This is a genomic window from Xanthocytophaga flava (assembly GCF_030068545.1).
In the GTDB taxonomy this organism is placed as follows: Bacteria; Bacteroidota; Bacteroidia; order Cytophagales; family 172606-1; genus Xanthocytophaga; species Xanthocytophaga flava.
Genome location: NZ_JASJOR010000002.1, coordinates 543,853 through 570,080, shown reverse-complemented (window position 1 = coordinate 570,080; position 26,228 = coordinate 543,853). Strand labels below are relative to the sequence as shown.

Sequence of the window (26,228 nt, the reverse complement as noted above, 5' to 3'; positions counted from 1 at the left end):
AGAAGCAAACAATAGTCTGTTAATCAGTCTGCTTGTGAGTATACTTTCTACTTTATAATTCTCAAACCATTTACAGTATGAAACGATTATCATTTCTGGTTATTGCGATTGTTATCAGTGTAACAACAAGTTGTAAGAAAGAAAATACCGATACCGGATTTTCGCAAGACATTAAGGATCTGGTGCCTTCAGAAGCTATGAATGCCATGCGTCAGAATGGTATGACTATTTATGAAGGCATGAAACCTCCTCAAATAGAAGGTATCTATCTGTCAAGTGAACATATCTTATTTGGTAGTTCTGATAAGGATGATAAGATAGGAGAACGCTATGCAGATTATCGTTATCAGTTTTTTGATCAGGATTTTACTGATTTATCTGTGAAAACCAGTTACAACGGGTATCGTGTAGACGATGGGGTTTTGATTGATCAGGCTTCTGGTTTAGGCTCATTTATATCCGGTAATGGAAACTTCTTCAGCGTATTTTCGGAAGAACACGGAGAAACATCTAGTGGTGCCAAGTATACCTGGTTGGCAATCTATTCTGGAGAAATTACAAAGGACGGGATTAAAAATCTTGTAAATTCTTTTTACATGAAGGATAAGGAGGATCCCTATAACAAGCTGGTAGATATAGGTACAGTGCGGGTATTTAAAGATAAGGATGGAGTTTCTGAAACAAAGGGAAGCTTACGTATTAGTGCAGAAGACAAACAAGATTTCGCTAACAAAATATTCTCTGCAAAGGGAATGGGAGAAAGATAGTCTTTAGATGTAAAGTCATATTTTGTTTGCAAGCCTGCCAGATACGCAAAACCAATTGTTGTCTTTGACTCATCCATTAAACTATAATTCGTAATAAATTAAAGTATGTCATGGACGCGATTAATAAGAAACAACGTACGTTAGCTATCTGGCAGTTTGCCCTCATCTATGGCTGTTCAATGATTATTCCATTTGCTGCAGCGGCTTTCTTTTTCAGTACACCTACTGATGCATTGGAACAGGAAAATGAAAAACTTAGGATTGCATTATCAGAACAGGTGAAACTGAATGTCCGTCTGGAAAAAATGGTAAAACAGCTGGCGTTGCTGGAAGAAAATGACAAAGCATATCTCAATGCTACCACTGACCTGGATAGGGGAAACGTGAAGCGGGCTATTGATGAAAGTGAAAATATGATACGATCAGCGGTATATGATCTCAAGCGGGATACTGCTTCTTTCAAAGTGGACTCCGCCAAAATATTTTCCAAAAATATCCTCCTGTTGGTCGATGCCTCTCTGACATATAGAAATACAATTGCCTACCTGCGGGAGACACTTCAGAAAAATGGCGTAAACACACAAGCTGTAGATAAGCTGAATGCCGATCTCAGTGCCAAAGATGATAAGATCCATATGCTGGAATTGCTCCTGGCTCAGGCCGCTGCTGCCAAACCTGCTCCATCTTCTGGTGGGGGAGGAGGGGCCAGGCCAAGAAATGAGGATAGGGCTGCTGATTGTGCTTTGTATGTTTCCAGATTGAAAAATGCGGAAGATGAAATTGCCAGATTACGTGCTGTAAATTCTGGAAATAATGCCGGCAGTAATACCAATACTGGCTCTGCCAGTGAAAGTTCAGTTCGTGAGAAAACTACGAGTGAGTTTATTGACATGCTCATACAAAGAGGGGATGATAGCAAGAAACCACCTTGTGCCCGAAAACCTATGTATGAGTTGGCTATCGAAACACTAAATAAGAGCTCAAAGGCAGAAGCCAGAAATAAGATTGAAGATCTGAATAAGAAGATACGGAAAATTTCAGATTGATATACCCTCCTGTTTTTCATCACTGAATATACCAATCGTATGAATTATACTGAATCTGTCCGACGTGCTATTCAGATCGCACAGTCGTTATGTAAGGAATACCAGAATGAATTGTTTGGACCAGCACATCTGCTAATGGGATTACTACACAATGACGTTGGACTGGCATCCTGGCTTGTTGCACAGGGAAAAGATATTTACTATCTGCGTGATTGGGCCGAAGTTCGTATGGAAGGCTATCCCAGATCCGGACGTACTATACAAAATCCTCCGGGAGATGAACAGGTAAAAGCTGTTATGGAACTGGCTGATCTGGTAAGGATGCAGTTAGGTAAGGAGCAGATAGATGCTGTAGCTGTATTGGCTGCATTACTAAAACCGGGTTTGGCTTTTTCCGCTGATCAGCTTAAGACATTACCTCTCACACAAAAAGAAATTATAGAGGCAGCTCTTTCTGACATAGATACTGAACATGCCGTATACCCTAAGACTGTATCATCTGATTCTACTGAAGGCACTAACACAGTTTCCTCTGTTACTACAGCTTTTACAAACCTGTTAAAGTATTGTGTGAATAAAACTGAGCTGGCAAAAGAAGGGCTGCTTGATCCTATTGTTGGCAGAGATCGGGAAACCCGTATGATTGCCGAAACTTTAGGCAGACGTACCAAACCCAATGTAATTCTGGTAGGTGAGCCCGGTGTTGGAAAAACAGCTTTGGTTGATGGATTTGCTTTAGCTATTGTAGCTGGCCATGTGCCTGTACATCTGCGAAATGCACAGGTATGGGAACTGGATAACGGAGCATTGATTGCAGGTGCATCTTACAAAGGAGAAGTAGAAGACAGATTAAAAGGGATTCTGAAGGAACTAAAGCAACTGGAAAAAGCCATTTTATTTATTGATGAGATACATCTGTTGCTTGATAGTCGGGGATCTATGGGAACAGGTGTTGCCAATCTGTTAAAGCCAGAGCTGGCACGAGGTGAGCTTACTGTTATTGGTGCTACAACCACAGACGAATACCGTAAATATATTGAAGCAGATGAAGCATTTAGTCGCCGGTTTGAAGTTTTACGTGTAGAGGAGCCTGATGTAGAAACAGCTACTCGTATGTTACAACATTTACTCCCGTTCTATGAAAAGCATCATAAACTAAAGGTGACAAAAGACGCTGTGAGTGAAGCTGTTCGTCTTTCTAAAAGATATATAAAGGATCGCAGATTACCTGATGCTGCCATTGATCTGCTAGATCGCACGCTAGCAGCAATTCGCATGGTAGGCGAAACTTCAAAACTGGAGCTGGAATTGTTGCAACAGCAATTGATTGCCTTACGTTCAGACTCTGGCGATTTACAGGAACTGAAATGGTATCATCAGCAACTAAAAAATAAAGTAAGTCCTGTATTACTGAATCAGTTGGAGGAAGATCCTCTGGTTGAAGAGCTGGATCTGCCAACTGCTTTGTATGAGCATCTGGAAAAAAAGCTTGAGAAGTTGCTTTCGCTTACAGACATTCCAAAAGATTCTGTAGATAAACAGGATGTAGCTGCTATTGTGTCACACAAAACAGGTATACCATTGGGCAAGATACAAAGCAAAGAACGAGATAAGTTGTTAACTATAGATGGAGTACTGAAAAAACGGGTTATTGGTCAGGACCATGCCGTAAAAGCATTATCAGATGCTATTCTGGAAGCACGCTCTGGCTTGACTAAAGCAGGACAACCCATAGGATCATTTTTTTTGCTTGGGCCTACTGGTACAGGTAAAACAGAATTGGCTAAGTCCCTTGCTGACTTTCTTTTTAATGATGAGTCTTTTTTGATTCGGTTTGATATGTCAGAGTTTAAGGAGGAGCATTCTGCTGCATTGTTATATGGTGCGCCTCCGGGGTATACAGGCTATGAAGAAGGTGGGTTACTGGTGAACAAGATTCGTCAGAAGCCTTATTCCGTAGTTTTGTTTGATGAGATAGAAAAAGCCCACGCTTCTGTATTTGACATCTTTCTGCAGATTTTGGATGAAGGTCGTTTGCATGACAGACTTGGTAAGGAAGGAGATTTTTCAAATGCCGTGATTCTCTTCACTTCCAACATTGGCAGTGATTTTATTTCGCATAAATTTAACCATCAGGAAATTCCTGCTGCCAGTGAACTTATGGAAATTATGAGTCGCTATTTCAGACCTGAATTTCTGGCTCGGTTAACAGAGATTGTTCCATTTGGTCCTATCTCTGAAGAAAATGCTGTGCGAATTTTTGATCTGCATCTGCATGGATTAACAGACTTGCTTAACAAACAAGGTATTACTCTGGAATTGACGCACGAGGCTAAGCGCTATCTTGCCTTAAGTGAGTTTGCTCCCCAGTATGGTGCCCGACAGCTAAAAGGTGTGATCAGAAACAAACTACGAAGGCCTATATCACACATGATAGTGGCTGGTGAAGTAGAGAAAGGATCATTAGTGAAAGTACATGTACAGGAAGGATTGTTGGAATGGATGGTTACATTAAATCCTTTTTTAGAGGTAGTTTCATAAATGGAAAAGTTGAACTTCTACTTACAAACGAGTTAATACCCTACAATAGGTGAAAATACCCCCTCCTGAGACATTGCCTGAGTAGTACTATTGTGGTATGATTTTAAAAGACAACAAGAATGATCCTGAAAACTGGCTAAAGAAGATAAGGTTACACCAGATTTTTATAATAACATTGGAAATGGCAATTGTTGGCCTGATTCTGTTTTTGATTCATACATTTATAGTATGAACTTAGATGATTTGTCTAGCAGTACTTCGATAGCTATAAATAAAAAAGGTTCGGCCAATATGCCCGAACCTTTTGTTTACTATGTGTAGTTCTAAACTATTTAACGTAGATAATTGCGTAATCTATTGGCACTATCTGCTTAATTCCATCCACCACCTAATGCCCGATAAATATTAACCATAGCATTCATCTGTTGCATCTTGGTTTCAACCAGTTCAAACTTAGATTCCTGTGCATCCCGTTGAGTTAACAATACTTCCATATAATCAGCTCTTGCGGAACTGAAGAGGTTGTTGGAAATAGTGATAGACTGAGTAAGGGCCTGCACTTCTTTCTCTTTCAAATCGTAACTCTTTTCAAGATTACTGATTTTTGATACCTGATTGGCTACCTCAACATAGGCGTTTAGAATAGTACGTTCATAATTATAAACCGCCTGCAATTGTCTGGCATTAGCATTGATATATGTCGCTTTTATGGCATTTCTGTTAACCAAAGGTACAATCAAATCTCCTGCCAGTGAATACAGCAAAGACTGAGGTGTCTTGATCAGATAAGATGGATTGAATGCATCAAAGCCAATAGCTGCTGAAATACGCAGAGATGGATAGAAGTTAGCCTTCGCTGATTTTACATCCAGCTTCGCTGCCATAAGTGCTAGTTCAGCTTGTTTAATGTCTGGACGATTTGCTAGCAACTGAGATGGAACGCCTGAATATATGGTACTTGGAATCAAATTGTTGAAAGCTTGGAAGTCTCTCTGGATAGGTTGAGGATACCGACCAAGCAGGAAATTAATCCGGTTTTCTGTTTCAACAATTCTTTGCTGAATACCATACTGAATACTTCGGGTGTTAAGCACTTGTGCTTCAAACCTGCGTACTGCTAGTTCTGTAACACGGGCAGATTGTTTCTGCAGTCTTACAATTTCCAGCGCATTATTCTGAATCTCAATATTCTGTCTTACAATAGCTAACTGATTATCCAACGCCAGTAATTCATAATAAGAGTTAGCTATCTCTGCAATCAGGTTGGTAACCATGAAGTTTCTTCCTTCTACAGAAGACAGATAGCGGTTTACTGCTGCCTTTTTCGCATTGCGCAGTTTATGCCAGATATCCAGTTCCCAGGTAGCAAAAGCTTCCACCAGATAATCTGGCAATGGATCTGGCATTTCCTTATCCGGTTTGATCTGAGTATTTGCCTCAGTAGCTCCCTGAAGAGTATATCGGCCAGACTTTTCAACGCCAGCTGCTCCTCGTAAGCCTACAAATGGCAGGTAATCTCCTTTTCTGACTCTTATTTCATTTCTGGAAATTTCAATTTCCTGCAATGTGATATTTAATTCCTGGTTGTTTTTCAACGCAGTATCAATCAGAGCTACCAGATTAGGGTCTGTAAAGAAGTCTCTCCATCTGATCTTGGCAGTATTGGTAGAGTCCTGCGAGTTATTAAAACTCGCAGGGACTTTTTTATTTTCTGTTCTTACTGAAGTAGTCGGCACACTACAAGCTGTAACCAGTAAGAGAATACAGCCTGTGGCTAAGCAATTCAATATTCTTTTATTACTCATCGTCTTTGCTGTCATCTATTATGGGAAAAGTGTCTATGCTATGTACGAAGCCTTCAGTTAATGAACCTTCTTCTTCATCTTTAATCATCTTCCGGCCCTCTGCCAGGCTTCCGAATATGTAGTACAATCCTGGGACTATAAGTACCCCGAAAATAGTTCCGAAAAGCATACCACCCAGTGCAGAGCCACCAATGGTACGGTTACCAATTGCACCTGCACCATGAGAGAGTACCAATGGAATCAACCCTGCAATAAAGGCGAAAGATGTCATCAAAATAGGTCTGAAACGTACTTTGGCACCTTCAATAGCTGCGTCAATGATAGTAGCACCCTGCTTATTTTTCTGAACGGCAAACTCTACAATCAATACGGCGTTCTTTCCTAACAAACCAACAAGCATGACAAGTCCTACCTGAGCATAGATGTCGTTAGCCAATCCCATGGATTTAATCAACATAAATGATCCGAATACACCTGGAGGTAATGAGAACACTACAGCTAATGGAATGATAAAGCTTTCGTATTGTGCTGCAAGTACAAAGTAAACGAAGACTAATACGATGACGAAAATTACAACCGCTTCATTTCCACGTCTTACCTCATCATAGGAAAGAGCTGCCCAGTCTATATCAAATCCATGAGGCAGAGTCTTTGCTGCTACTTCCTGTACTGCTTTGATGGCTTCACCACTACTGTATCCTTTAGCAGGAGCACCTCGTACAGCTGCTGTATTGTACATATTATAGTGGTTGATCTCATTGGCTCCCTGTTTCTTTTTAATCTTCATGAACGCTGAGAACGGAACCATTTCACCATGATCGTTTTTCACATACATTTCCATGATATCACTTGGGAGTCTTCTGTATTCCGGAGCAGCCTGCACGAATACCTTAAAGAAACGTTGATATTTAATGAAACCAAGTTCGTATGTACTTCCTACATAAATAGAAAGTGTATTCATGGCATTACCGATAGTTACCCCTTTCTGCATGGCCAGCTGATTGTCTATCTCAATCTCGTATTGTGGATAGTTGGCACTGAAGAAAGTGAATAGACCTGTAAGTTCTTTGCGCTTGCCTAATTCTGCCATGAAATCGTTTTTCACTTTTTCAAGCTGATTGTAATCACCACTATTGGTTTTATCCAGCAACTGTAATGCAAAACCACCTGCCGCTCCAAATCCAGGTACTGCTGGCGGATCGAAGAACTCTATAGTTGCTCCTGGTATCTCTTTTGCTTTCTCTTCCAGTTCATAAATGATCTCCTGCATGGTGTGTTTGCGTTCAGACCATGGTTTCAGGTTTATCAAACAGGTACCTGCATTTGATCCCCGACCTTCTGTCAATACCTCATAACCTGCTATAGAAGAAACAGATTTTATTCCATCTACTTTTTCAACAATTTCCTGCAACTGACGGGATATGTCATTGGTTCTCTCAAGAGTTGAACCTGGAGGTGTCTGGATAATGGCGTAAATCATACCCTGATCTTCACTAGGAATAAAGCCGGAAGGCAATATATTGGCTATTACAGCAATTCCGGCTGCAAATGCCAGCCACATACCAACAGTCACCCACTTTCTGTGTGCTATTACCCGTAGTACACTCGTATATTTATCCGTAAGTTTCTCAAATCCCCGGTTAAAACTATCAAGAGCTTTGGTCAGAATATTTGATTTTTTGGGTTTGCCATGATTATTTTTTAATATCATAGCACAAAGAACGGGGGTAAGGGTTAAGGCAATAAAACCAGAAAGTACAATAGAACTAGCCATTGTTATGGAGAACTGTCTGTAGAATGTACCTACTGCACCTGGCATAAAAGCTACCGGAATAAACACCGCCGTCATCAATAAGGTAATGGCAATTACCGCACCACTGATCTCTCTAAGTACTTTCTGTACCGCTCGATAAGGCGACAAATGATGTTCTTCCATCGCCGCATGGACTGCCTCGACGACCACAATCGCATCATCCACCACAATACCAATTGCCAACACAACTGCAAATAAGGTGATCATATTGATGGTAAGTCCAAGCAACTGCATGAATATAAAGGCACCAATCAGCGATATAGGTACAGCCAGCGTTGGAATCAATGTAGACCGCCAATCTCCTAAAAAGACGAATACCACTAACGCAACCAGAATAAATGCATCTCTCAATGTGTGGATTACGTTCTCAGTAGAAGCGTCCAGGAAGTTGGAAACGTCATAACTGATCTCATAGTCCATTCCGGGAGGAAAAGATTTTTTAAGGTCCTCCAACTTGGCTTTTACATTTTCAATTACTTCCGTAGCATTACTCCCATATGTTTGCTTCAATACAATCGCTGCCGATGGGTGTCCGTTCAGGTTGGAATAAATGTCATAATATTCACTTCCCAATACAACAGACGCTACATCTTTTAAACGAAGCAACTCGCCATTAGGGTTTGCTCTGATAATTACGTTTTCATATTGTGAAGGCTCACTGAAACGGTCACTATAAGCCAATACGTATTCCAGTGATTCTGCCCGACTACCATCCCCTCTACCTATTCGTCCAGGCTTACCAATGATACTTTGATCATTCAGCGCTTCCATTACCTCATCCGGAGAAACATTATAAGCTCGCATCCGGTCAGGCTTTAGCCAAACCCGCATCGCATATTGCCGGCTACCAAGAATCCTCGCTTGTCCTATACCGTTGATCCGTTGTATTTCAGGAATCATGTTAACACCAGCATAGTTGAAAAGGAATTTCATGTTGGCATTCTTGTCCTTACTATACAGGTTAACGTACATCAACATACTAGGAATTACAGGCGTAATAACAACCCCTTCACGTTGTACCAGTGTAGGTAACCGGTTAGTCACCTGCTGAACACGGTTGGAAACCTGTACCAGAGCCTGGTTTATATCAGTACCTGGGTTGAATATAACCTGGATGTTAGCCTCACCCGCACTGGTTGCATCGGAAGTCATGTAACGCATACCCCACGCACCATTGATAGATTGTTCCAGTGGAATAATAACTGACTCTGCCAATGCTTTGGCACTAGCTCCCGGATAGGATGCAGAAACCATTACAACAGGAGGTGCAATTTCAGGGAACTGGGATGTTGGTAATGTCTTTACAGCCAGGACGCCCATGAAAATAATCACAAGCGATAAGACGATGGCGAATACTGGCCTCTTTAAAAATAAATTAAACATTAGCTTGCTTTTAAATGTTGATGTTATTCGACATATACTTTCAGGTGAGAAATCACTGACTTAGGTTCCTCATATTTGAATTCTATCTTATCTCCCTCTTTTACCTTACGTATACCTTCCAGCATAATTTTTTCATCTGCTGCTAAGCCATCTTTTACTATGTAGATATCAGGCATTTCAGCAGAAATAGTAATTTCCTTCTGATGTACTACATGATCTTTACCAACCACAAATACATATTTCTTTTCAAGAACTTCGAAAGTGGACTTCTGAGGAATAATCAACGCTCCTTTAAGAGGTATGGTCATGCGGATGTTACCTGTTTCTCCATGTCTTAACAACCCATTGGGGTTAGGGAAGGTAGCCCTGAAAGCAATGTTACCTGTTTCGTTATTAAAATCAGCTTCAATGGTTTCTACTACACCTGGATAGTCAAACAGCTGATTGTTTGCCATCATCAGGTTTACTTTTATCAGACTGTCTTTTTTTACCTTGGTTTTGTAATCCAGGTATTCAGCTTCCGGAACGTTAAAGTACACCCACATTTTGCTGTTATCTGACAGAGTAGTCAACAAGTCACCTTCATCTACAAGACTACCTAACCGCACCTGAAAGTGATCCATGATACCATCAAAAGGAGCTTTGATCTCTGTGAAACCTAAATGGACTTGAGATAAGGATAATTCAGCTTTTGCTTTGTTTAGTTTAGCTTTTGCTAAGGCTAGTTCATTTGGGGCTACTACATTGCTATCTGCCAGTCTTTTTGTGTTCAGGTATTCAATCTCTGCAAAATTGGCTTCTGCTTTCGATTTTTCCAGTTCAGCCTGATAAAGCATCGGCATAATCTGGAACATAATCTGCCCTTTTTTGACCATCTTTCCTTCATCCACAAAAATCTTTTGCAAGTAGCCCTTTTCCAGTGCTCTAAGCTCAATATGGCTTATAGCGTGGATTTGACAAACATAGTCTCTGAGAACTGTTGTGTCTTTTTTCAAAGGACTCGTAACCAGAAATTCGGTTTCTTCCTCCTTCTCTTCTTCTTTGTGTGATGTACAACTTGTATAACATAACAAGGCACACAAACTCATGAACATGAAAATTCTACTCATAATCTATTTGTACAGTTTGGTTTATGTTTCGTTAAAAGATGTGTAACCAATACACATAACTATAGCTGCTCTGATTTTGACTATTGATATTCAGCGTTGTTGATTAGGTAATTTGGGGCGGGGAATACATATTTCTAGAAATACGTACTGAGTTATTGACAGTAAAACTGTCAGTGTAGTTGATGCCGATAATGCAGTTTTCCCCGAGGCAATGCCTGTCAGATGACAGGTCATTCTTAACAAATTATTACTAAAAAGACGCATAAATTGGAATACTTATTCTCTTCTTTATTACAAAAGTGCAACAGCTGAATTAAAGTGGAATTAACGTAGCATTAAAAGGTGATTAAAAGAGAGAGGCTATCCTTTTATCAGATAAGTGTTTTAGAGAACAATTGGGTAGGTGGTCATCATATCTGGAAATGCAAATAGTGTACTTGAGATTTCTAATTGCAAATGTCTGTATTGAGGATTTGTGTTGTATTGTTCTTTAGCTTTATTGTATTGATATACAGATCGTTGGTTGTAAAGGTAGCTGATGCGGGAAGAATTATTTTAGAGGAAAGATGCTTCTTATTGCCTGTGTAATAATTGTAGTAAATATAATAAAAAACACACTAAATAGTAACATACGTAGAATTGTGGTTTTGGTATAATCACACTTTTTCTACAGATAAGTTTGTTTTAGAAATTCAGATTGTGTGATGAAAATAAAATGGAATAAAGTATCTCTGTTATTAGATAAAGACAATAGTTATATCCAAGGCTATTAATAAGAAAAGAATTTACCAATAGGAAAATTAGATTATTCCAGGAAATGCGACTGTCAGACTCCCTCCATAATTTTGCCGGCAATACTTCATAATAAGGGAGATTACTAGATAGAGGGGCTAATAAAAGATTTTATTTATTAGTCTCTTCTTTTTCTGTTCTGCGATGAAGCTTAGCATATTCAGATGGAGTCATGTTATATATCTTCTGAAAAGATTGCCGGAAGTATTTATTGTCTTCAATACCTACTTCAAACGCAATTTCAGAGATTCGCAGCGTTGTATGGGCTAATAGCTGGGCGGCTCTTTTCATGCGAATGTCCCGGATAAATTCTACTACTGTCTGGCCTGTGATACTTTTGATGCGGCGATAAAAGACAGACTGACTCATACCCATTTCCTGTACCAGAATCTGCACATTGAATTCCTGTTCACTCAGTCGTGACTCTACAATTTTCATTGCTTTTTCAAGAAACTGTTTGTCTTCATCTGGAATCACTACTTCGGTAGGCTCGAGCAATATCTGACGTTGATAGTAAGTGCGAAGCTTAAATCGATTTCTCAGAATAGCATCAGCTTTTGCGTATAAAATGTTGGGATTAAACGGTTTCGTAATATAATCGTCTGCTCCAGTTTCCAGCCCTTCCAGTTCATGAACGGCTGATGCCCGGGCAGTGAGTAATATTACTGGAATATGCATAGTTTTGGGATGCTGTTTTACTTTTTTGCATAACTCCATACCATCGCTACGAGGCATCATAACATCGCTGATAATCAGATCAGGACAGGTATCCAGTGCAGTGATCCAGCCTTCGTGCCCATCAGGAGCAGTAAAGATTTCGAAGTTGGATTCAAACATTTGCTGCAAATAACGGAGAACATCTTCATTGTCTTCCACCAACAGAATACGTAGTGATCCTGATAGCGATGTCTGTAGCTGTTCTGTTACTGGTAATTCTCCTGAATTTGAAATTTCATATTCTGCTTCATGTATAACAGATTCGTTTCGAATATCATCAGGAGTTAAATGGTCTTTTCCAAAAGGCATTTTGATTGTGAATAGTGTACCTGCTCCCGGTTGGCTTTTTACAGTGATTTTACCTGCATGCCGTTCTACCAACTGCTTTACTAGTGATAGGCCAATCCCGGTACCCATCATACGCAATGTCTCTGTTTGGGATGCCTGATAGTAAGGATCAAATATGTTATCAACCTCTTCTTCTTTCATCCCAATACCCCAGTCCTGTATAGTAATCAGTAAATAGTTAGTCTGAACTTCTCCATTTTTTATAATCGCTGTTTCATTAGGATTACCAGCTATTGTGGCAGAGCAAACAATCTTTCCTCCTGGAGGAGTATACTTTAAGGCATTGGAGAGGAGATTAGTTAAAATAATCTCCATTTTGCTACGATCAAAATACAGAAATGCGGGCTGGAAGGGGACTGCCAGTTGATAATCCAGATTTAATTCTTCCGCTTTTAATTTAAAAATAAGGAATGTTTCTGTTAGAAAACCAATAATATCTTGTCTGCTAGCCTTAAGTGAAATGTTGCCGGATTCAACTTTGCGAAAATCCAGTAATTGGTTTACCAAATCCAGTAGTTTACGTGTTTGCCTATGCATCAGAAGCACCTTATCTTTTAGACCCGTCAGTTGGCCTGTTGCAGTCACCAGTTCTTCCATCGGCCCTAATATCAGTGTTAACGGAGTCCGCAGTTCATGGGATACATTGGTGAAGAAGCGTAATTTCAGATCATTGACTTCTTTTTCTTTCTCATATTGAAAATGTTCAAACGCTAACTTGTTTTTAAGCTCCTGTTGTTTTAAGGTAATGCGACGATACAATGCCAGTGCACCAACGATACAACAAGCATACAGTATATAAGCCCACCAGGTTCTCCACCAGGGGGGAAGTATGGTAAAGGTTAGTGTAGTATTTTGGTTTGACCATATACCATCTCCATTACTGGCTTTGACTATAAAACGGTAGGTTCCAGCTGGTAAGTTAGAAAAGCTGGCTGTCCGTTGACCTGGAGGTGCATATACCCAACGGAAGTTATATCCTTTGAGCATATATGCATACTGATGCTTTTGTGGATTGTCATAATTTATACCGGCAAATTCAATAGAAAAATCGTTTTCAGAGGCTTTCAGTTCGATAGTCTGCGGTTTGGAAAAAGGCTTGGCAATCACAACTCTATCATTATAACTATCACCCACAGAAACCAGATGATTCATGATACGTAACCCTGTAATCTGAACCAGAGGAGGATAAGGATTATCCTGAATGGCCTGTGGACGAAAATAGGTGATTCCGTTTGTGCCTCCAAAATACATTGTACTGTCTGAAGCATGGAAGGCTGCACCTACTTTAAAAGAGTTACTTTGTAATCCATCGGATACATCGTAGTGAATGAGGCGTTTGGTGGATGTATTGAACTGATACAAACCTGCTCCTCCAATCCACAAGTCACCTGCTTCGTCAGCCAGCAGGCTTTCTACATCTGTTTCAGGAACCCATTGACTATAGCTCTTTATGACTTCTGTTCCTTTCTCATTTGTGGTTAACATATGTAATCCTCCACCTATAGTACCAATCCAAAGGTTACCCTTTTTATCTTTCAGCAGAGGCCATATATAATTGGTTTGTAAACTATTCGGGTTATTGGGTTCATGCTGGAAGTGGTGAAGTATCTTTATTGAGTCAGTTGTTAATTTTGTTTTTAACAATCCTGCATCCCGGGTGCTGATCCATAGGATGTTGGTATCTTTTTCATACAACAAGGCTGTTAGTTGATCTGTAGGAAGCTTTTGGTTTTGCAGAGAATATGATCTGAGAAAAGTACCTTGTGGTGTAAACTGAAGCAACCCGGCATTAAATGTTGCAATCCATATATATCCATTTTTATCTTCCAGTATTTTCTCAATACTTATATTGTTCCAGTTTATTTCATTGGCCGGTAGAGCAGGTAGTTTTTGTAATGTATGTTCTTTATCCAGTATGTAAATACCCAGGAAACGGGTACCTATCCAGATTGTACCATCTTTTCTTTCATAAAAGGCTGTGACATCAATTCCATTTACATCACCAGAAAGAGCCCGGTTGAGGTAGTTAGTATAACGTTTCTGCGAAAAATCGTAGGTGGCAAAGCCATTACGTGTACCAATCCATACGAGCTTTTTTTGTGTATCCTGATAAATGGCGTTGATATAATTATTGGCAGGAGTATCCTGCCCCGATAGTTGCCTACGGAGTTGATTGAAAGGTTTGGTAGTTAGTTTTAACTGATTGAGTCCACCTGCAGAGGTTGCCAGCCATAAATTATGAAAGCAATCTTCCATGATTTCATGTACTCGCACTGAATTGATACTATAAGGATCTGTGTCTAATGGTAGAAATGTATGAATCATAGACTCATTAACAGGAGGTCTATCATTTTCTGATACTCCTGCGCCTACCAGTAGTAAACCGAAATTGGTGCCAACCCAGAGACGGTTAAAGGAGTCAAGATACAGACTTTCAATGTCTCCAAATGTTCTTTGTAATGGTTTTGCTTGTAGATCCGAAGGATCTGAAAGATGCTTGTTGCTTATCCATAAAACCTGATTGCCTGTGCCTACCCATAGATCACCTCGTCTATCTATATGCAGACTTCTGATCGTGTAGGCCGAGACTGAGTTAACTTTTGTTGCCTGAAGAGAGGTTGTAGCTGAATAATTGTCTGCGATCTGAATTTTCCATAAACCATTACTGATAGTTCCAATCCAAAGTCTATTGTGTTTGTCTGCTATAATTCGGCTGATTGAATAATCATAGGGGGAGGTAGTTTTAAGAGATGGATCTTTCACATAGATTTGCCGAATATTTGTAATGAAGTTCTGGTTGTTGACCTGAATCATAAATACTCCATATCGGGCAGTACCTACCCATAATCGGCCCTGAGAATCAGAGGTGATAGAAGAAATGGTAGAGGCACTGAGTATACTAGCCAGATTGTGATAGACAGAGTCTTTCAGGTGATCCTTTATATTGACAAATGTATCTTTACCTGCATCATACCGAAATAAACCTGCTCGTTCTGTACCTACCCAAAGCGAACCATCTGTACTCACGTATAACGCTTTAATTCGATTACTGGCTAGACCAGTCTGGTCATTGAGAGGGAGATCATATTTTTTCAGGGTATACCCATCATACCGATTGATTCCTTTGTTGGTTCCAACCCAGATAAAGCCTTGTTTATCCTGAGCCACAGTCATAGCATCACTATGTGCCAATCCCTCATTTACTGTAATGTGTTCAAACTTAAATTCTTCCGGGCTATTCTGAGGGAAACCTTCTGTGAGAATGCAACAGATACAGAGGAAACAGAGAATATAATTAACTAGATACTTCATACGATAAGACTAAATTACCCCCTTTTTTTGACGAAAACTATCCGTGCCTGTTTTTTTAGGGACTTTACTTTTGCACAATTCAAATGATAGATTGAAAAAAATCTGATTTTCAGTATTTTCTATTTTCCAGGGCACCTATAGTTAATTGCGTTACCTACTCAAATTTTATTTCTACATGATTGTATTACCCATAAAATTAAGGAAGCCTCATTTATTGTTGCTCTGTTTTTTAGCTATCTCATTTCATAGTATGGGATATACAAAGAAACATTTTGGCGGAGAACTATCCGTTATGCACTTACCGGATGGCTTACCTGAAGATTCTCTGAAAAAACGAACCAGTTTTCAACCAGGAGCACGTTGGTATGATGAAAGTGGAACGTTAATCAATGCACATGGGGGAGGATTGTTATATGATAAAAAAACATATTACTGGTTTGGCGAGAAAAGAGGAGCAAAGGCTTCGGAAGGTGTGAATGTATATTCGTCCAGGGACTTATATAACTGGAAATATGAAGGTATAGCATTAGCCAAGTCTACAGATCCTGCCAGTGAAATAGCTACTACAGGTTTGATGGAGCGACCTAAAGTGATCTATAACCACAAGACAAAGAAGTATGTGATGTGGTTTCATCTGGAATTACCTGGTAAAGGCTATAGTGCTGCAAGAGTAGGTATTGCAGTGAGTGATAGGGTAACAGGACCTTATAAATATCTGCATAGTTTTCGGCCTAATGGGCACATGTCCAGAGATATGACTTTGTTTGTGGATGAGGATGGATCTGCTTATCATGTTTATTCTGCTCGTGATAACTATGATTTGCGCATTGTAAAGTTATCTGATGACTTTTTGAGTGCTACCCGGAAAGATACGTTGTTATTCAGCGAACACCGGGAGGCCCCAGCCTTGTTTAAATACAAAGGTGACTATTATCTGATTACTAGTGGTTGTACCGGATGGGCTCCCAATCGTGCCAGTCTTCATACATCCAAATCTTTGTTTGGCCCCTGGCAAATGGTAGGAGATCCAATGAAAGGTGTATTGGCAGAGAAAACATTTGATGGACAGTCAACCTACATTCTACCAGTGCAGGGGAAAAAAGATGCGTTTATATTTATGGCAGACAGATGGAACCCAAAGAACCTGACAGATAGCCGATATCTTTGGTTGCCGATTACATTTGAGAACAACAGCCCGGTTATTGAGTGGACAGAAGAATGGAATCTGACTACTGGCTGGAATCCTTTGCCTGCTGCCCAACAAGAAGTAAAATCTATTATTCATAAAGTCAATAGCTACTGGCAGACTTCTAACCCTATACATGGGAGAGCTTTTTGGGATAATGCAGCCTATCATACAGGAAACATGGAAGCGTATTTTTTATTTGGAGAGGAAGCATACCGACATTATTCTCAGGCATGGGCAGAACATAATGAATGGAAAGGAGCTAAGTCTCCAGATAAGTCTACCTGGAAATATAGCTATGGTGAAACGGATGACTATGTTTTGTTTGGTGACTGGCAAATCTGTTTTCAGACTTATATTGATTTGTACACACTTAAACACGATTCTATCCGAATAGCTCGTGCAAAGGAAGTAATGGAGTATGAAATGTCGACATCAAAATCAGATTACTGGTGGTGGGCTGATGGGTTGTATATGGTCATGCCTGTGATGACGAAATTGTATAAGGAGACAGGAAATAAACAATACCTGAATAAATTATATGAATACTTTACCTATGCTAACAGTATTATGTATGATACAGAAGCTAAGCTGTATTATCGGGATGCAAAATATGTATATCCCAAACATAAGAGTGTAAACGGACACAAGGATTTCTGGGCAAGGGGTGATGGATGGGTATTTGCTGCTTTGGCAAAGGTACTGAAAGATTTGCCTGCAAACGATCCCCACAGACAGGAATACATTACTAAATACAAAGGTATGGCAGATGCAATTAGCAAGTGTCAGCAACCCGAAGGATACTGGACCCGAAGTCTGCTTGATCCTGCCCATGCTCCAGGTCCTGAAACCAGTGGAACTGCCTTTTTTACCTATGGATTTCTGTGGGGCATCAACAATGGCTATCTGGATGAGAAAACTTATTTACCTGTAGTTCAGAAAAGCTGGCAATATCTTTCAACGTTTGCTTTACAATCGGATGGTAAAATAGGCTATGTACAGCCTATTGGAGAAAAGGCTATTCCAGGACAAGTGGTTGACAAGAACTCAACCTCCAATTTTGGAGTAGGAGCTTTTCTGTTGGCTGGATGTGAAATGTACCGCTATCTCAACCGGAAAAATAGTAAGTAGTTTTTCGCTGCAAGATCTTTAGTATTCTATATTTCAAAATATTTCACCTTATGAAGAAATACTATTTCTATTCTTTATTTCTTGTTTTACTGACTGGTATCCTAACTACTGCAGGATATGCTCAAAAGAAACAAAATGCAAAAAAAACTCAACCCTTAAATGATCGTGCGTATTGGTTAAAGGAAATGGATAAAATGGTGAGACCGATGGTGCGCAGCCTGGCTCATGATAGCCTACGGATAGCTATGCCACAGGTAACCTCTGTTCGGATTGACAATCGGAATCACCGGATACAGGTACAATATCTGGAAGTACTTGGGCGGGTATTGAGTGGAATTGCTCCCTGGCTGCAACTAGAGGGTGGTAGTGCTGACGAAGTGGCTCTGCGAAAACAATATCGTCAGTGGGTGCTGGAAGGAATTTCGCATGCATTGGATTCTACGTCAAAAGATTATATGCGTTTCGATATTGGTGGTCAGCAGTTGGTTGATGCTTCGTATCTGGCTTATGCGTTGATACGTGCTCCCTGGATATGGGAGAATATGAATGCTACAGATAAACAACGTCTCGTAACTTCTTTCCGAACAACCCGAAAATTTAAGCCCGTTTTCTCAAACTGGTTACTATTTTCGGCTATGACAGAAGCCTTCTTCTGTAAATATGGCTATGAATGGGACCCTATGCGGGTGGATTATGCCCTTCAGCAATTGGAGCAATGGTATGTAGGAGATGGGATGTATACAGATGGCGTGAGTTATGCATTTGATTATTATAACAGCTATGTAATACATCCTTATCTGGCTGCTATTACCAGCATCATTGGCCAGAAGACAAATGCCTACAACTCTATGACTGAGAAGATTAAGAAGCGTAATGAACGATACGCTATTATTCAGGAAAGACTGATTAATACGGATGGTACCTATCCTGCTACTGGTCGGTCAATTGTGTATAGGGGTGCCGCTTTTCATCACCTGGCAGATATGGCCTGGCGCAAAGCATTGCCTGAGCAGTTGAGTCCGGCACAGGTACGTTGTGCATTGACTGCTGTGATCAAAAAAACATTGGAGAGCCCATCTACCTACAAAGATGGATGGCTGACCATTGGCTTGTATGGTTCTCAACCAGACATTGCTGATTTTTACAATAATCAGGGTAGTTTATACATCTGTACCAATATATTTTTGCCTTTAGGCTTACCTGAATCTGATCCTTTCTGGGCTAGTCCGGCTGCAAAATGGAGTGCTCAGAAAATTTGGAGTGGAGAGGATTTTCATAATGATCACAGTGCCGATTTGAGATAAACTACTTAATAAGCCACTCTGAAATTATAAAATTTTGATTCAGAGTGGCTTATTACTTCAAAGAAATCTTCTTCTTTCTAATTTACCCCCCTTTTTTGGCGAAAATTCCCCCCAGCGCCTCCAATAAGCTTCTTTAAATTTGAATTATTCGAATACAAAATTGTATACCTGTTAGTATTTTTTTTCAAAATCACTGTATTTTAAATCTAAAGTTGCCTATGAAAATCAGATGGTTACTAGTCTTATGTGTATGGCTTCCGTTTGAAAGAGTTTTTGCTCTTGCTCCTGAAAGCCATAAAAGCTCTTCAAAACCTACCTCTTTATTGCCTTTATCAAAAACTGGTACCAGTGTAGCTGATATCCAGGTAACAGGAACTATTACTGATGACAAAGGAGAGATATTGCCAGGAGTGAGTATCTTGTTAAAGGGAACCTCTATTGGTACAACTACGAATAGTGAAGGGAAATATTCACTCACTATACCAGATGGAACCAAAGATCCTGTATTGATCTTCTCTTTTATTGGATATACTACCGAGGAGGTAACAGTTGGCAACCGTACTTCAGTGGATGTAAAGTTACTTCCTGACTTGCAATCGTTAAGCGAGGTTGTTGTGGTAGGGTATGGTACCCAAAAACGTTCGGATATTACAGGATCTGTATCATCTGTGCCTAAGGCTCGTCTTTCTCAGTTGCCAGTTACGAATGTATTACAAGCTGTGCAAGGATCTGTTGCAGGGGTTAATATTACTCAGTCTTCTTCTGTTCCTGGTACCGCGCCCTCAACTATTATTCGGGGGCAAAATTCTATTAATGCCAATTCCGGGCCATTTGTTGTCGTAGATGGGATTCCTTTGAGCAAGACAGGAGGTTCATTGAATGATATCAACCCCAATGACATTGAATCAATGGAAGTATTAAAAGATGCTTCTGCTGTGGCTATTTATGGTGTTAATGGAGCTAATGGTGTTATTCTGATTACTACAAAACGAGGGACTTCAGGAAAGCCTACCATCAGATACAATGCATATACTGGTATTGAAAACTTTTCACATATTCTCAAACCTCGCAATGGCGCTGAGTATGTACAAAAATACAAAGACTACAGAGCTCAGGTAGAACCATCAAAGACAGATCCGGTTCCCAATTTTGGAGAAGTTGAGAATTACAATGCAGGTATTGAAACAGATTGGATTAAAGAAGCTACCCAAACAGGAATATTACAGGATCATAATGTAAGTATTTCAGGAGGAGCTTCAAATGTAAAATATTTTATTTCAGGGGAATATCTGGATCAGAAAGGGGTAGTGAAAGGGTTTCAATACAAAAGAGTTAGCTTCCGGTCTAATCTGGATGTCACATTAACAGATTATCTGACAATAGGAACTTCTTTATTTATTGCCAATAACAACCGGGATGGAGGTAGAGCCAATCTTTTGAATGCGTCAGCTATGAGTCCTTATGGGCAAAAATACAATGCTGATGGAACCTACAAAATCTTTCCAATGGCACCTGAGCAATTGTATACAAATCCATTATTGGGTTTAACCACAGATCGTATTGATAGAAGTACTAATCTGAACGGGAATACATATGCGGAAGTAAAGTTTTCAGGTTTTCTTACTGGACTGAAATACCGTATGAATTTAGGATATACCTACCTACCAGCCCGAACAGCTAGTTATACAGGACGGGCTGCTAATGATAATGTGGGCACGGCTAAAACATTCAATTCTGAAACCAATAGTTTTGTGCTGGAGAATATTCTGTCTTACAGCAAAGACTTTGGGGTACATCATCTGGACTTTACAGGTTTGTACAGCGCTCAGCAGCGGAGATATATCCAAACAGAAGCAAATGCTACAGGCTTTGCCAATGATCAGTTGTCTTTTAATAATTTAGGGGCAGGTGCTACTCAATCGAGTGCTTCTATGGCTGATCGATATGGCCTGAATTCTCAAATGGGTCGTATTAACTATTCTTACAATAGCCGTTATCTATTGACGTTGACTGCACGTCGGGATGGTTCTTCTGTGATGGGCTCCAACACTAGTAAATATGGGTTGTTTCCTTCAGCTGCCATTGGATGGAATATTATCAATGAAAGCTTTATGAAAAGCGTGACTCCTATCAGTAATCTGAAGTTACGTTTTTCATATGGTAAATCAGGAAATGAAGCCATCAATGTTTATGGAACCATTACTAAGAATACTATTGCCCGATCGCCGTTTAACGGATTGAGTTCCGTTGGAGTTGTAGCCGGAAACCTTGGAAATGACAATCTGGGATGGGAGTCAACGCTAAGTAGAAATCTAGGACTTGATTTTGGTTTGTTTAATGATCGGATCAGTGGTAGTATTGATATATACAAAAACAATACAAAAGGACTACTACTTTTACGAAGTCTTCCAATTATTACAGGTTACTCAAATGTGTATGACAACTTAGGTGAAACCTCAAACTCAGGTATTGAACTTACTCTAAACACCCATAATATAGATAAAGGGGATTTTAAATGGGAGTCAACTATTGTTTTTGCTTCCAATAAAAACCGTATTCTGGATATATATGGGGATAAAAAAGATGATGTAGGAAACCGATGGTTTATTGGAAAACCAATTGGTGTTGTGTACGATTATAAGATGGAAGGTATTTGGCAAACTGGTGAAGATCCTGGATCTGTAGACCCGACTGCTGTGCCTGGAGATCTGAAGTTTGCAGATTTGAATGGTGACAAGAGAATAACGCCTGATAATGATCGTATGATTTTGGGGCAAACAGCGCCAAAATGGACAGGAGGATTTACTAATACATTCCATTACAAAAATATCCATCTAAACATATTCATTCAGACTGTACAAGGCATAACCCGTAATAATGCAGATCTTACTTATGCCGATGAAACAGGAAAGCGAAATACTCCTATTGATGTAGGCTACTGGACTCCTGAAAATCAAAGTAATACTCGTCCTTCACTAGGCTTTAAGAACCCTCGTGGCTATGGCTATGCTTCTGATGCTAGCTATACTCGGATCAAGGATGTAACATTAAGCTATGTATTTGGTCAGAAAATAATAGACAAACTCCATCTTGGGAGCCTGACAGCTTATGTTAGTGGAAGGAACTTGTACACGTTTACCAACTGGATTGGTTGGGATCCAGAGGCATTCCAACAGCCTAGAGGAGTTTCTAACTCATCAGGTGATTGGGTTAATAACTATCCACTTACCAGGTCATTTGTATTTGGCTTAAATGTCTCTCTTCGTTAATTGCTGAAACCACAGATTTATTATGAGCAAAATGAAAACACATATAAAATTACTGATCTTATCTGTGATGGTTATAACAGCTTCCTGTAAGGATGCTTTCCTTGACGAAAAACCATACTCTTCCTATACTCCTGTTACTTTAAAGGATTCACTAGGTTTTGATGCCTCTTTGATAGGATTATATAATCATACCAGTACTATTTTCTCGTGGTCTGATCAGCAGGGCTGGCCTAGCGTTTGGCAAGTGGGGACAGATGTCGCTAATGCAACCGCTAATCAGCAGGGAATAGAAATACCCTATTATAACTATACTGTATTGACTCCTGACAACGCAGCAGCAACCCGTACATGGAATCGGAGTTATATTATGATCAATCTTACCAATCAGATTATCAATAATGTTGAAGATCCGACATTAATAAGTATCAGTCAGGGAGGGAAAAATCTGATCAACGCCGAAGCTCGGTTCTTTAGAGGATATGCTTATAATACGTTGGCAACTTGTTTCGGCGGAGTGCCGCTTATTACACAGGCCCTGACCGGACCCAAAACCGATTTTGTCAGAGCCTCACTGGAAGAGACAAATGAACAGATAGTGACTGATCTTAAATTTGCCGCTGCAAATCTGCCGGATATTGAGAGTGTCAGATCGAACAGTAAAGGTAAATTATATGGTCGTGCCAATAAGTATATGGCAATGCAGTTACTAGCAGAAGCCTATCTGCGGATGGATGAACCAGCTTTGGCTGAAGAACAACTGCAAGCTATTATCAGTAGTGGACAATTTTCTCTTATTAAGAATCGATATGGGATAAAAGTCAACAATCCAGGTGATTATTATGCAGATATGTTTATTTATGGAAATCAGCGTCGGGCACAGGGAAACAGAGAGGCAATCTGGGTATTAGAGCAGGAAAACCCTACATCAGTAGTAGGAGGGATTACTGACAACCCACAGCAACGCCGGGTTTGGGGAGCTGCGTATCACAATGTAAAAGGTATGGCATTATCTGACTCTACAGGTGGTCGTGCATTGGGACGTTTACGATTAAGCAATTGGGTTATCTATAACTTATATCAACCCGGTGACATACGAAATTCCCAGTATAGCATTCGAAGAAAATATGTGTATAATGATCCTAAACAACCTGCGACATATGGCAAACCTGTACCTTATACAGGTACGGATACCTTGTACAACATTGCTCCACACACAACCAAGTGGTACCAGTTTGACCCCAATGATACCTTCGGCTATGCTATGATCAAAGATTTTATTCTGATGCGTTTAGGTGAAACCTATCTGTTGCTGGCAGAAGCACAGTTTAAGCAAGGTAAACTGGAAGAAGCTGCGGCTAGTATCAATGTATTACGTGAACGGGCATTTCCGGATTACCCAGCCGTTGGAAAAGTATCTGCATCAGATATCACCCTTGATTTTATTCTGGATGAACGGGTACGTGAGTTGATTGGTGAAGAAAACCGTCGGATGACACTGATGCGTACCAAAACTCTGGTAGATCGTGCTACCCGCCTTAACTCTAACAATCCGGTAAATCCGCTTAGAGGTTTGACCAGTACACATTTGCTGATGCCGATTCCATTGTCAGAAATTCAGTTGAACAAGGATGCTGTATTAGAGCAGAATCCTGGATACGAATAGAAATAGCTTATTTTAGTGAGCAGAAGTTTAGTATCCTGTGGTGTGGTGTATAAACGCTGCATCACAGGATACTATCATTTTTGAGGGGTTTATCAGAACCAGTGATGAATTAAAAGTAGAATGAGAACAAAACTACCAGCTAAAGTGGTTAAACTGAGATAAGTTTTTAAAAATGTATTTAAAGAACGAAACCTGATCAACAGAAGTATACTCATTGTTGCTGTAAACAAACCAAATGTATATAAAGCAATGGTCGATTTGGTTACAACAGGTGTAACAGGAATACCTTCGTATAAATAGCTTATGATAGATGAAAAATAAATCAGTGCCATTCCCAGGCTGACTGCTGCTAGTGCTGGCAGAATCTGAAGGAGTAGAGTGATAAAGGAAGGCGACTGTTTGCGTATTCGCTGAATAACAAACCAGATAAGAACTACTATTCCATAGAGGACACTGATAAAAAGCAAACACACACATAGGGTTAGTACAATAATAGGTAACCATGCTTCTATAGCATTGATCTTCTTGAAATACAATCCACTCTGCATAACAACCGGTTCATTCTCAGAATTTCTTACCAAGGCAATTCTGGGGATGAGAGTATGAGAATCTCTAAAGATTTTCTCGCTGACAGATGTCCATGATGTACCTCCTCCCAAAAGTCGTTTGGCCTCTAGTTCTTCTCCCTTTTGGGAGAGTACAAAGGTAAATTGTAGGCTTTCCAGAAATCCCATGCGCAAATCATTGGGACTATCAAACCGATAATATCCCAGATAAGGTTCTATAGATTCTTTATCCAGTGGATGAGACACTGGTTGAGGTTTGGGAACATGTTGAGTCAGATAATGTCGGATTATACTATCTAAGGGAAAAGCATTGCAGGGAGAATTAACTGCATAAGCATAACCTATACCCAGTTCCCGATTATAAGCAAATGCAGACTCAAATGGTCCAATTATCCCTGTATGGCCCCTAAACTGAAATCCATCGGGTAATTCTACCAATAAATCATTGCCGTATGCATACGTGTTCTGCAAGCCTGTCTGGGCAGACAGATAGGAGTGAGGAGTTTCACTATCAGAAAGAATTGTCTTGGAAAGAAATTGTCCCTGTGGCGTCTGCCAATCATTCAAATAAGCCTGTAAGGCATGAGAGAGATCGATGGCATTCGTATGTAAGGAGCCGTTTCCGGGATTGTATTGAGGTAATGATGGAATTTGTCTGAACTTCTCATTTTGCCAGATATAGCCTTTCGCATAGTTGCTAGTGCTATCTGAACGTAAACTAATATTTGCTCCTGGCATATTGAGTGGCTCAAAGACATGTTGCTTCATATACTCATTGAAAGACTGACCAGATAGCTTTTCAATACTATATGCCAGAATTGCATAGTTTACATTTGAGTATGAATGCCTTTCTCCTGGCTTCCATTTGGATACCATATATTTCTCAAGAATATGTAGTGATTGGAGACCACTTACATCTGTGTCCACGTAATTGAATTCTTCTATGGGTGACTTATCACTAAATCCTGTAGAATGTTCGAGCAAGTGTTGAATGGTAATTGGATAAGTATCCTCCCATGAATTTTGAAAGGATACTTCTGGCGCTATTTTGTGCAGAGGAGTATTGACCGATAATTTTCCTCCATTAATCAGAGTGAGTGTACCTAGAGCAGTGAATAACTTGGTTGTTGAACCCATTCGAAACAGATGCAGATTGGTAACTGGCATTTTTCTTTCGACATCTGCCAAGCCCAGACCTGTACACCAGAGAATGGAATCTTTTGTTACCAGAGTGACTGACATTCCAGCAATGTGCTGTTGGGCCATTTCTTTCTGCAATATTGTTTTCAACTCGACCAGTGTTAACGGTTTCGGCAGAGGTTGTCCTTTCGCCCAGAAAGAAAGTAATAGTAAAGGAAAAACAAGAGAGAATAATCTCTTGAGAAGATAACTGAGAAAACAGGTAAGGGTAGAATGCATGAGTTAATGAGATTATAGCAATATGAAATCGTTGCAATAATCTCATCCGCACCTCTA

12 protein-coding genes are annotated in these 26,228 nt (G+C 40.0%); 7 read left to right on the top strand and 5 right to left on the bottom strand.

Annotated elements, in window-relative coordinates; genetic code table 11:
- Positions 1-77: 77 nt before the first annotated feature.
- From QNI15_RS05025 to QNI15_RS05015, 3 genes are all read left to right on the top strand, one after another.
- Positions 78-767: a hypothetical protein gene (locus QNI15_RS05025; RefSeq protein ID WP_313989501.1), complete on the top strand. Its 690-nt coding sequence runs from the start codon at positions 78-80 to the stop codon at positions 765-767.
- Between the two features lie 110 nt (positions 768-877).
- Positions 878-1,813, top strand: a complete 936-nt coding sequence (locus tag QNI15_RS05020) for a hypothetical protein (RefSeq protein ID WP_314030836.1) — start codon at positions 878-880, stop codon at positions 1,811-1,813.
- Between the two features lie 39 nt (positions 1,814-1,852).
- Entirely contained in the window at positions 1,853-4,354 is a 2,502-nt protein-coding gene (locus QNI15_RS05015; RefSeq protein ID WP_314030835.1) for an ATP-dependent Clp protease ATP-binding subunit, read from the top strand.
- 371 nt (positions 4,355-4,725) lie between these two features.
- On the opposite strand, the gene QNI15_RS05010 is transcribed toward QNI15_RS05015, so the two are convergent.
- The 4 genes from QNI15_RS05010 to QNI15_RS04995 all read right to left on the bottom strand — a co-directional run bounded on the left by QNI15_RS05010 (position 4,726) and on the right by QNI15_RS04995 (position 15,633).
- Positions 4,726-6,159, bottom strand: coding sequence for a TolC family protein (locus QNI15_RS05010; protein ID WP_313989526.1), 1,434 nt, complete (start codon positions 6,157-6,159; stop codon positions 4,726-4,728).
- The gene (locus QNI15_RS05005; RefSeq protein WP_314030833.1) at positions 6,152-9,355 is read right to left on the bottom strand and encodes an efflux RND transporter permease subunit; all 3,204 of its coding nucleotides are present in this window, start codon (positions 9,353-9,355) and stop codon (positions 6,152-6,154) included. The genes QNI15_RS05010 and QNI15_RS05005 overlap by 8 nt, the downstream gene beginning before the upstream one ends.
- A 23-nt stretch (positions 9,356-9,378) precedes the next feature.
- Positions 9,379-10,464 (bottom strand): efflux RND transporter periplasmic adaptor subunit, encoded by a 1,086-nt coding sequence (locus QNI15_RS05000; protein ID WP_313999126.1) that lies wholly within the window; start codon positions 10,462-10,464, stop codon positions 9,379-9,381.
- Between the two features lie 903 nt (positions 10,465-11,367).
- A complete protein-coding gene (locus QNI15_RS04995; RefSeq protein WP_314030831.1) occupies positions 11,368-15,633 on the bottom strand; it encodes a hybrid sensor histidine kinase/response regulator transcription factor in 4,266 nt (1,421 codons plus the stop codon).
- Between the two features lie 250 nt (positions 15,634-15,883).
- Between QNI15_RS04995 and QNI15_RS04990 the strand changes: the two genes are divergently transcribed.
- From QNI15_RS04990 to QNI15_RS04975, 4 genes are all read left to right on the top strand, one after another.
- The gene (locus tag QNI15_RS04990) at positions 15,884-17,950 is read left to right on the top strand and encodes a glycoside hydrolase family 88 protein (RefSeq protein WP_314030829.1); all 2,067 of its coding nucleotides are present in this window, start codon (positions 15,884-15,886) and stop codon (positions 17,948-17,950) included.
- 50 nt (positions 17,951-18,000) lie between these two features.
- Positions 18,001-19,254 carry a DUF2264 domain-containing protein gene (locus QNI15_RS04985; RefSeq protein WP_313999120.1) on the top strand — a complete coding sequence of 418 codons (1,254 nt, stop codon included), beginning with the start codon at positions 18,001-18,003 and terminating at the stop codon, positions 19,252-19,254.
- 218 nt (positions 19,255-19,472) lie between these two features.
- Positions 19,473-22,523, top strand: coding sequence for a SusC/RagA family TonB-linked outer membrane protein (locus tag QNI15_RS04980; RefSeq protein ID WP_314030827.1), 3,051 nt, complete (start codon positions 19,473-19,475; stop codon positions 22,521-22,523).
- 31 nt (positions 22,524-22,554) lie between these two features.
- Positions 22,555-24,186 carry a RagB/SusD family nutrient uptake outer membrane protein gene (locus QNI15_RS04975; protein ID WP_314030826.1) on the top strand — a complete coding sequence of 544 codons (1,632 nt, stop codon included), beginning with the start codon at positions 22,555-22,557 and terminating at the stop codon, positions 24,184-24,186.
- A 92-nt stretch (positions 24,187-24,278) separates the two neighbouring features.
- On the opposite strand, the gene QNI15_RS04970 is transcribed toward QNI15_RS04975, so the two are convergent.
- Positions 24,279-26,171 carry a serine hydrolase domain-containing protein gene (locus QNI15_RS04970; protein ID WP_314030824.1) on the bottom strand — a complete coding sequence of 631 codons (1,893 nt, stop codon included), beginning with the start codon at positions 26,169-26,171 and terminating at the stop codon, positions 24,279-24,281.
- Between the last annotated feature and the right edge of the window lie 57 nt (positions 26,172-26,228).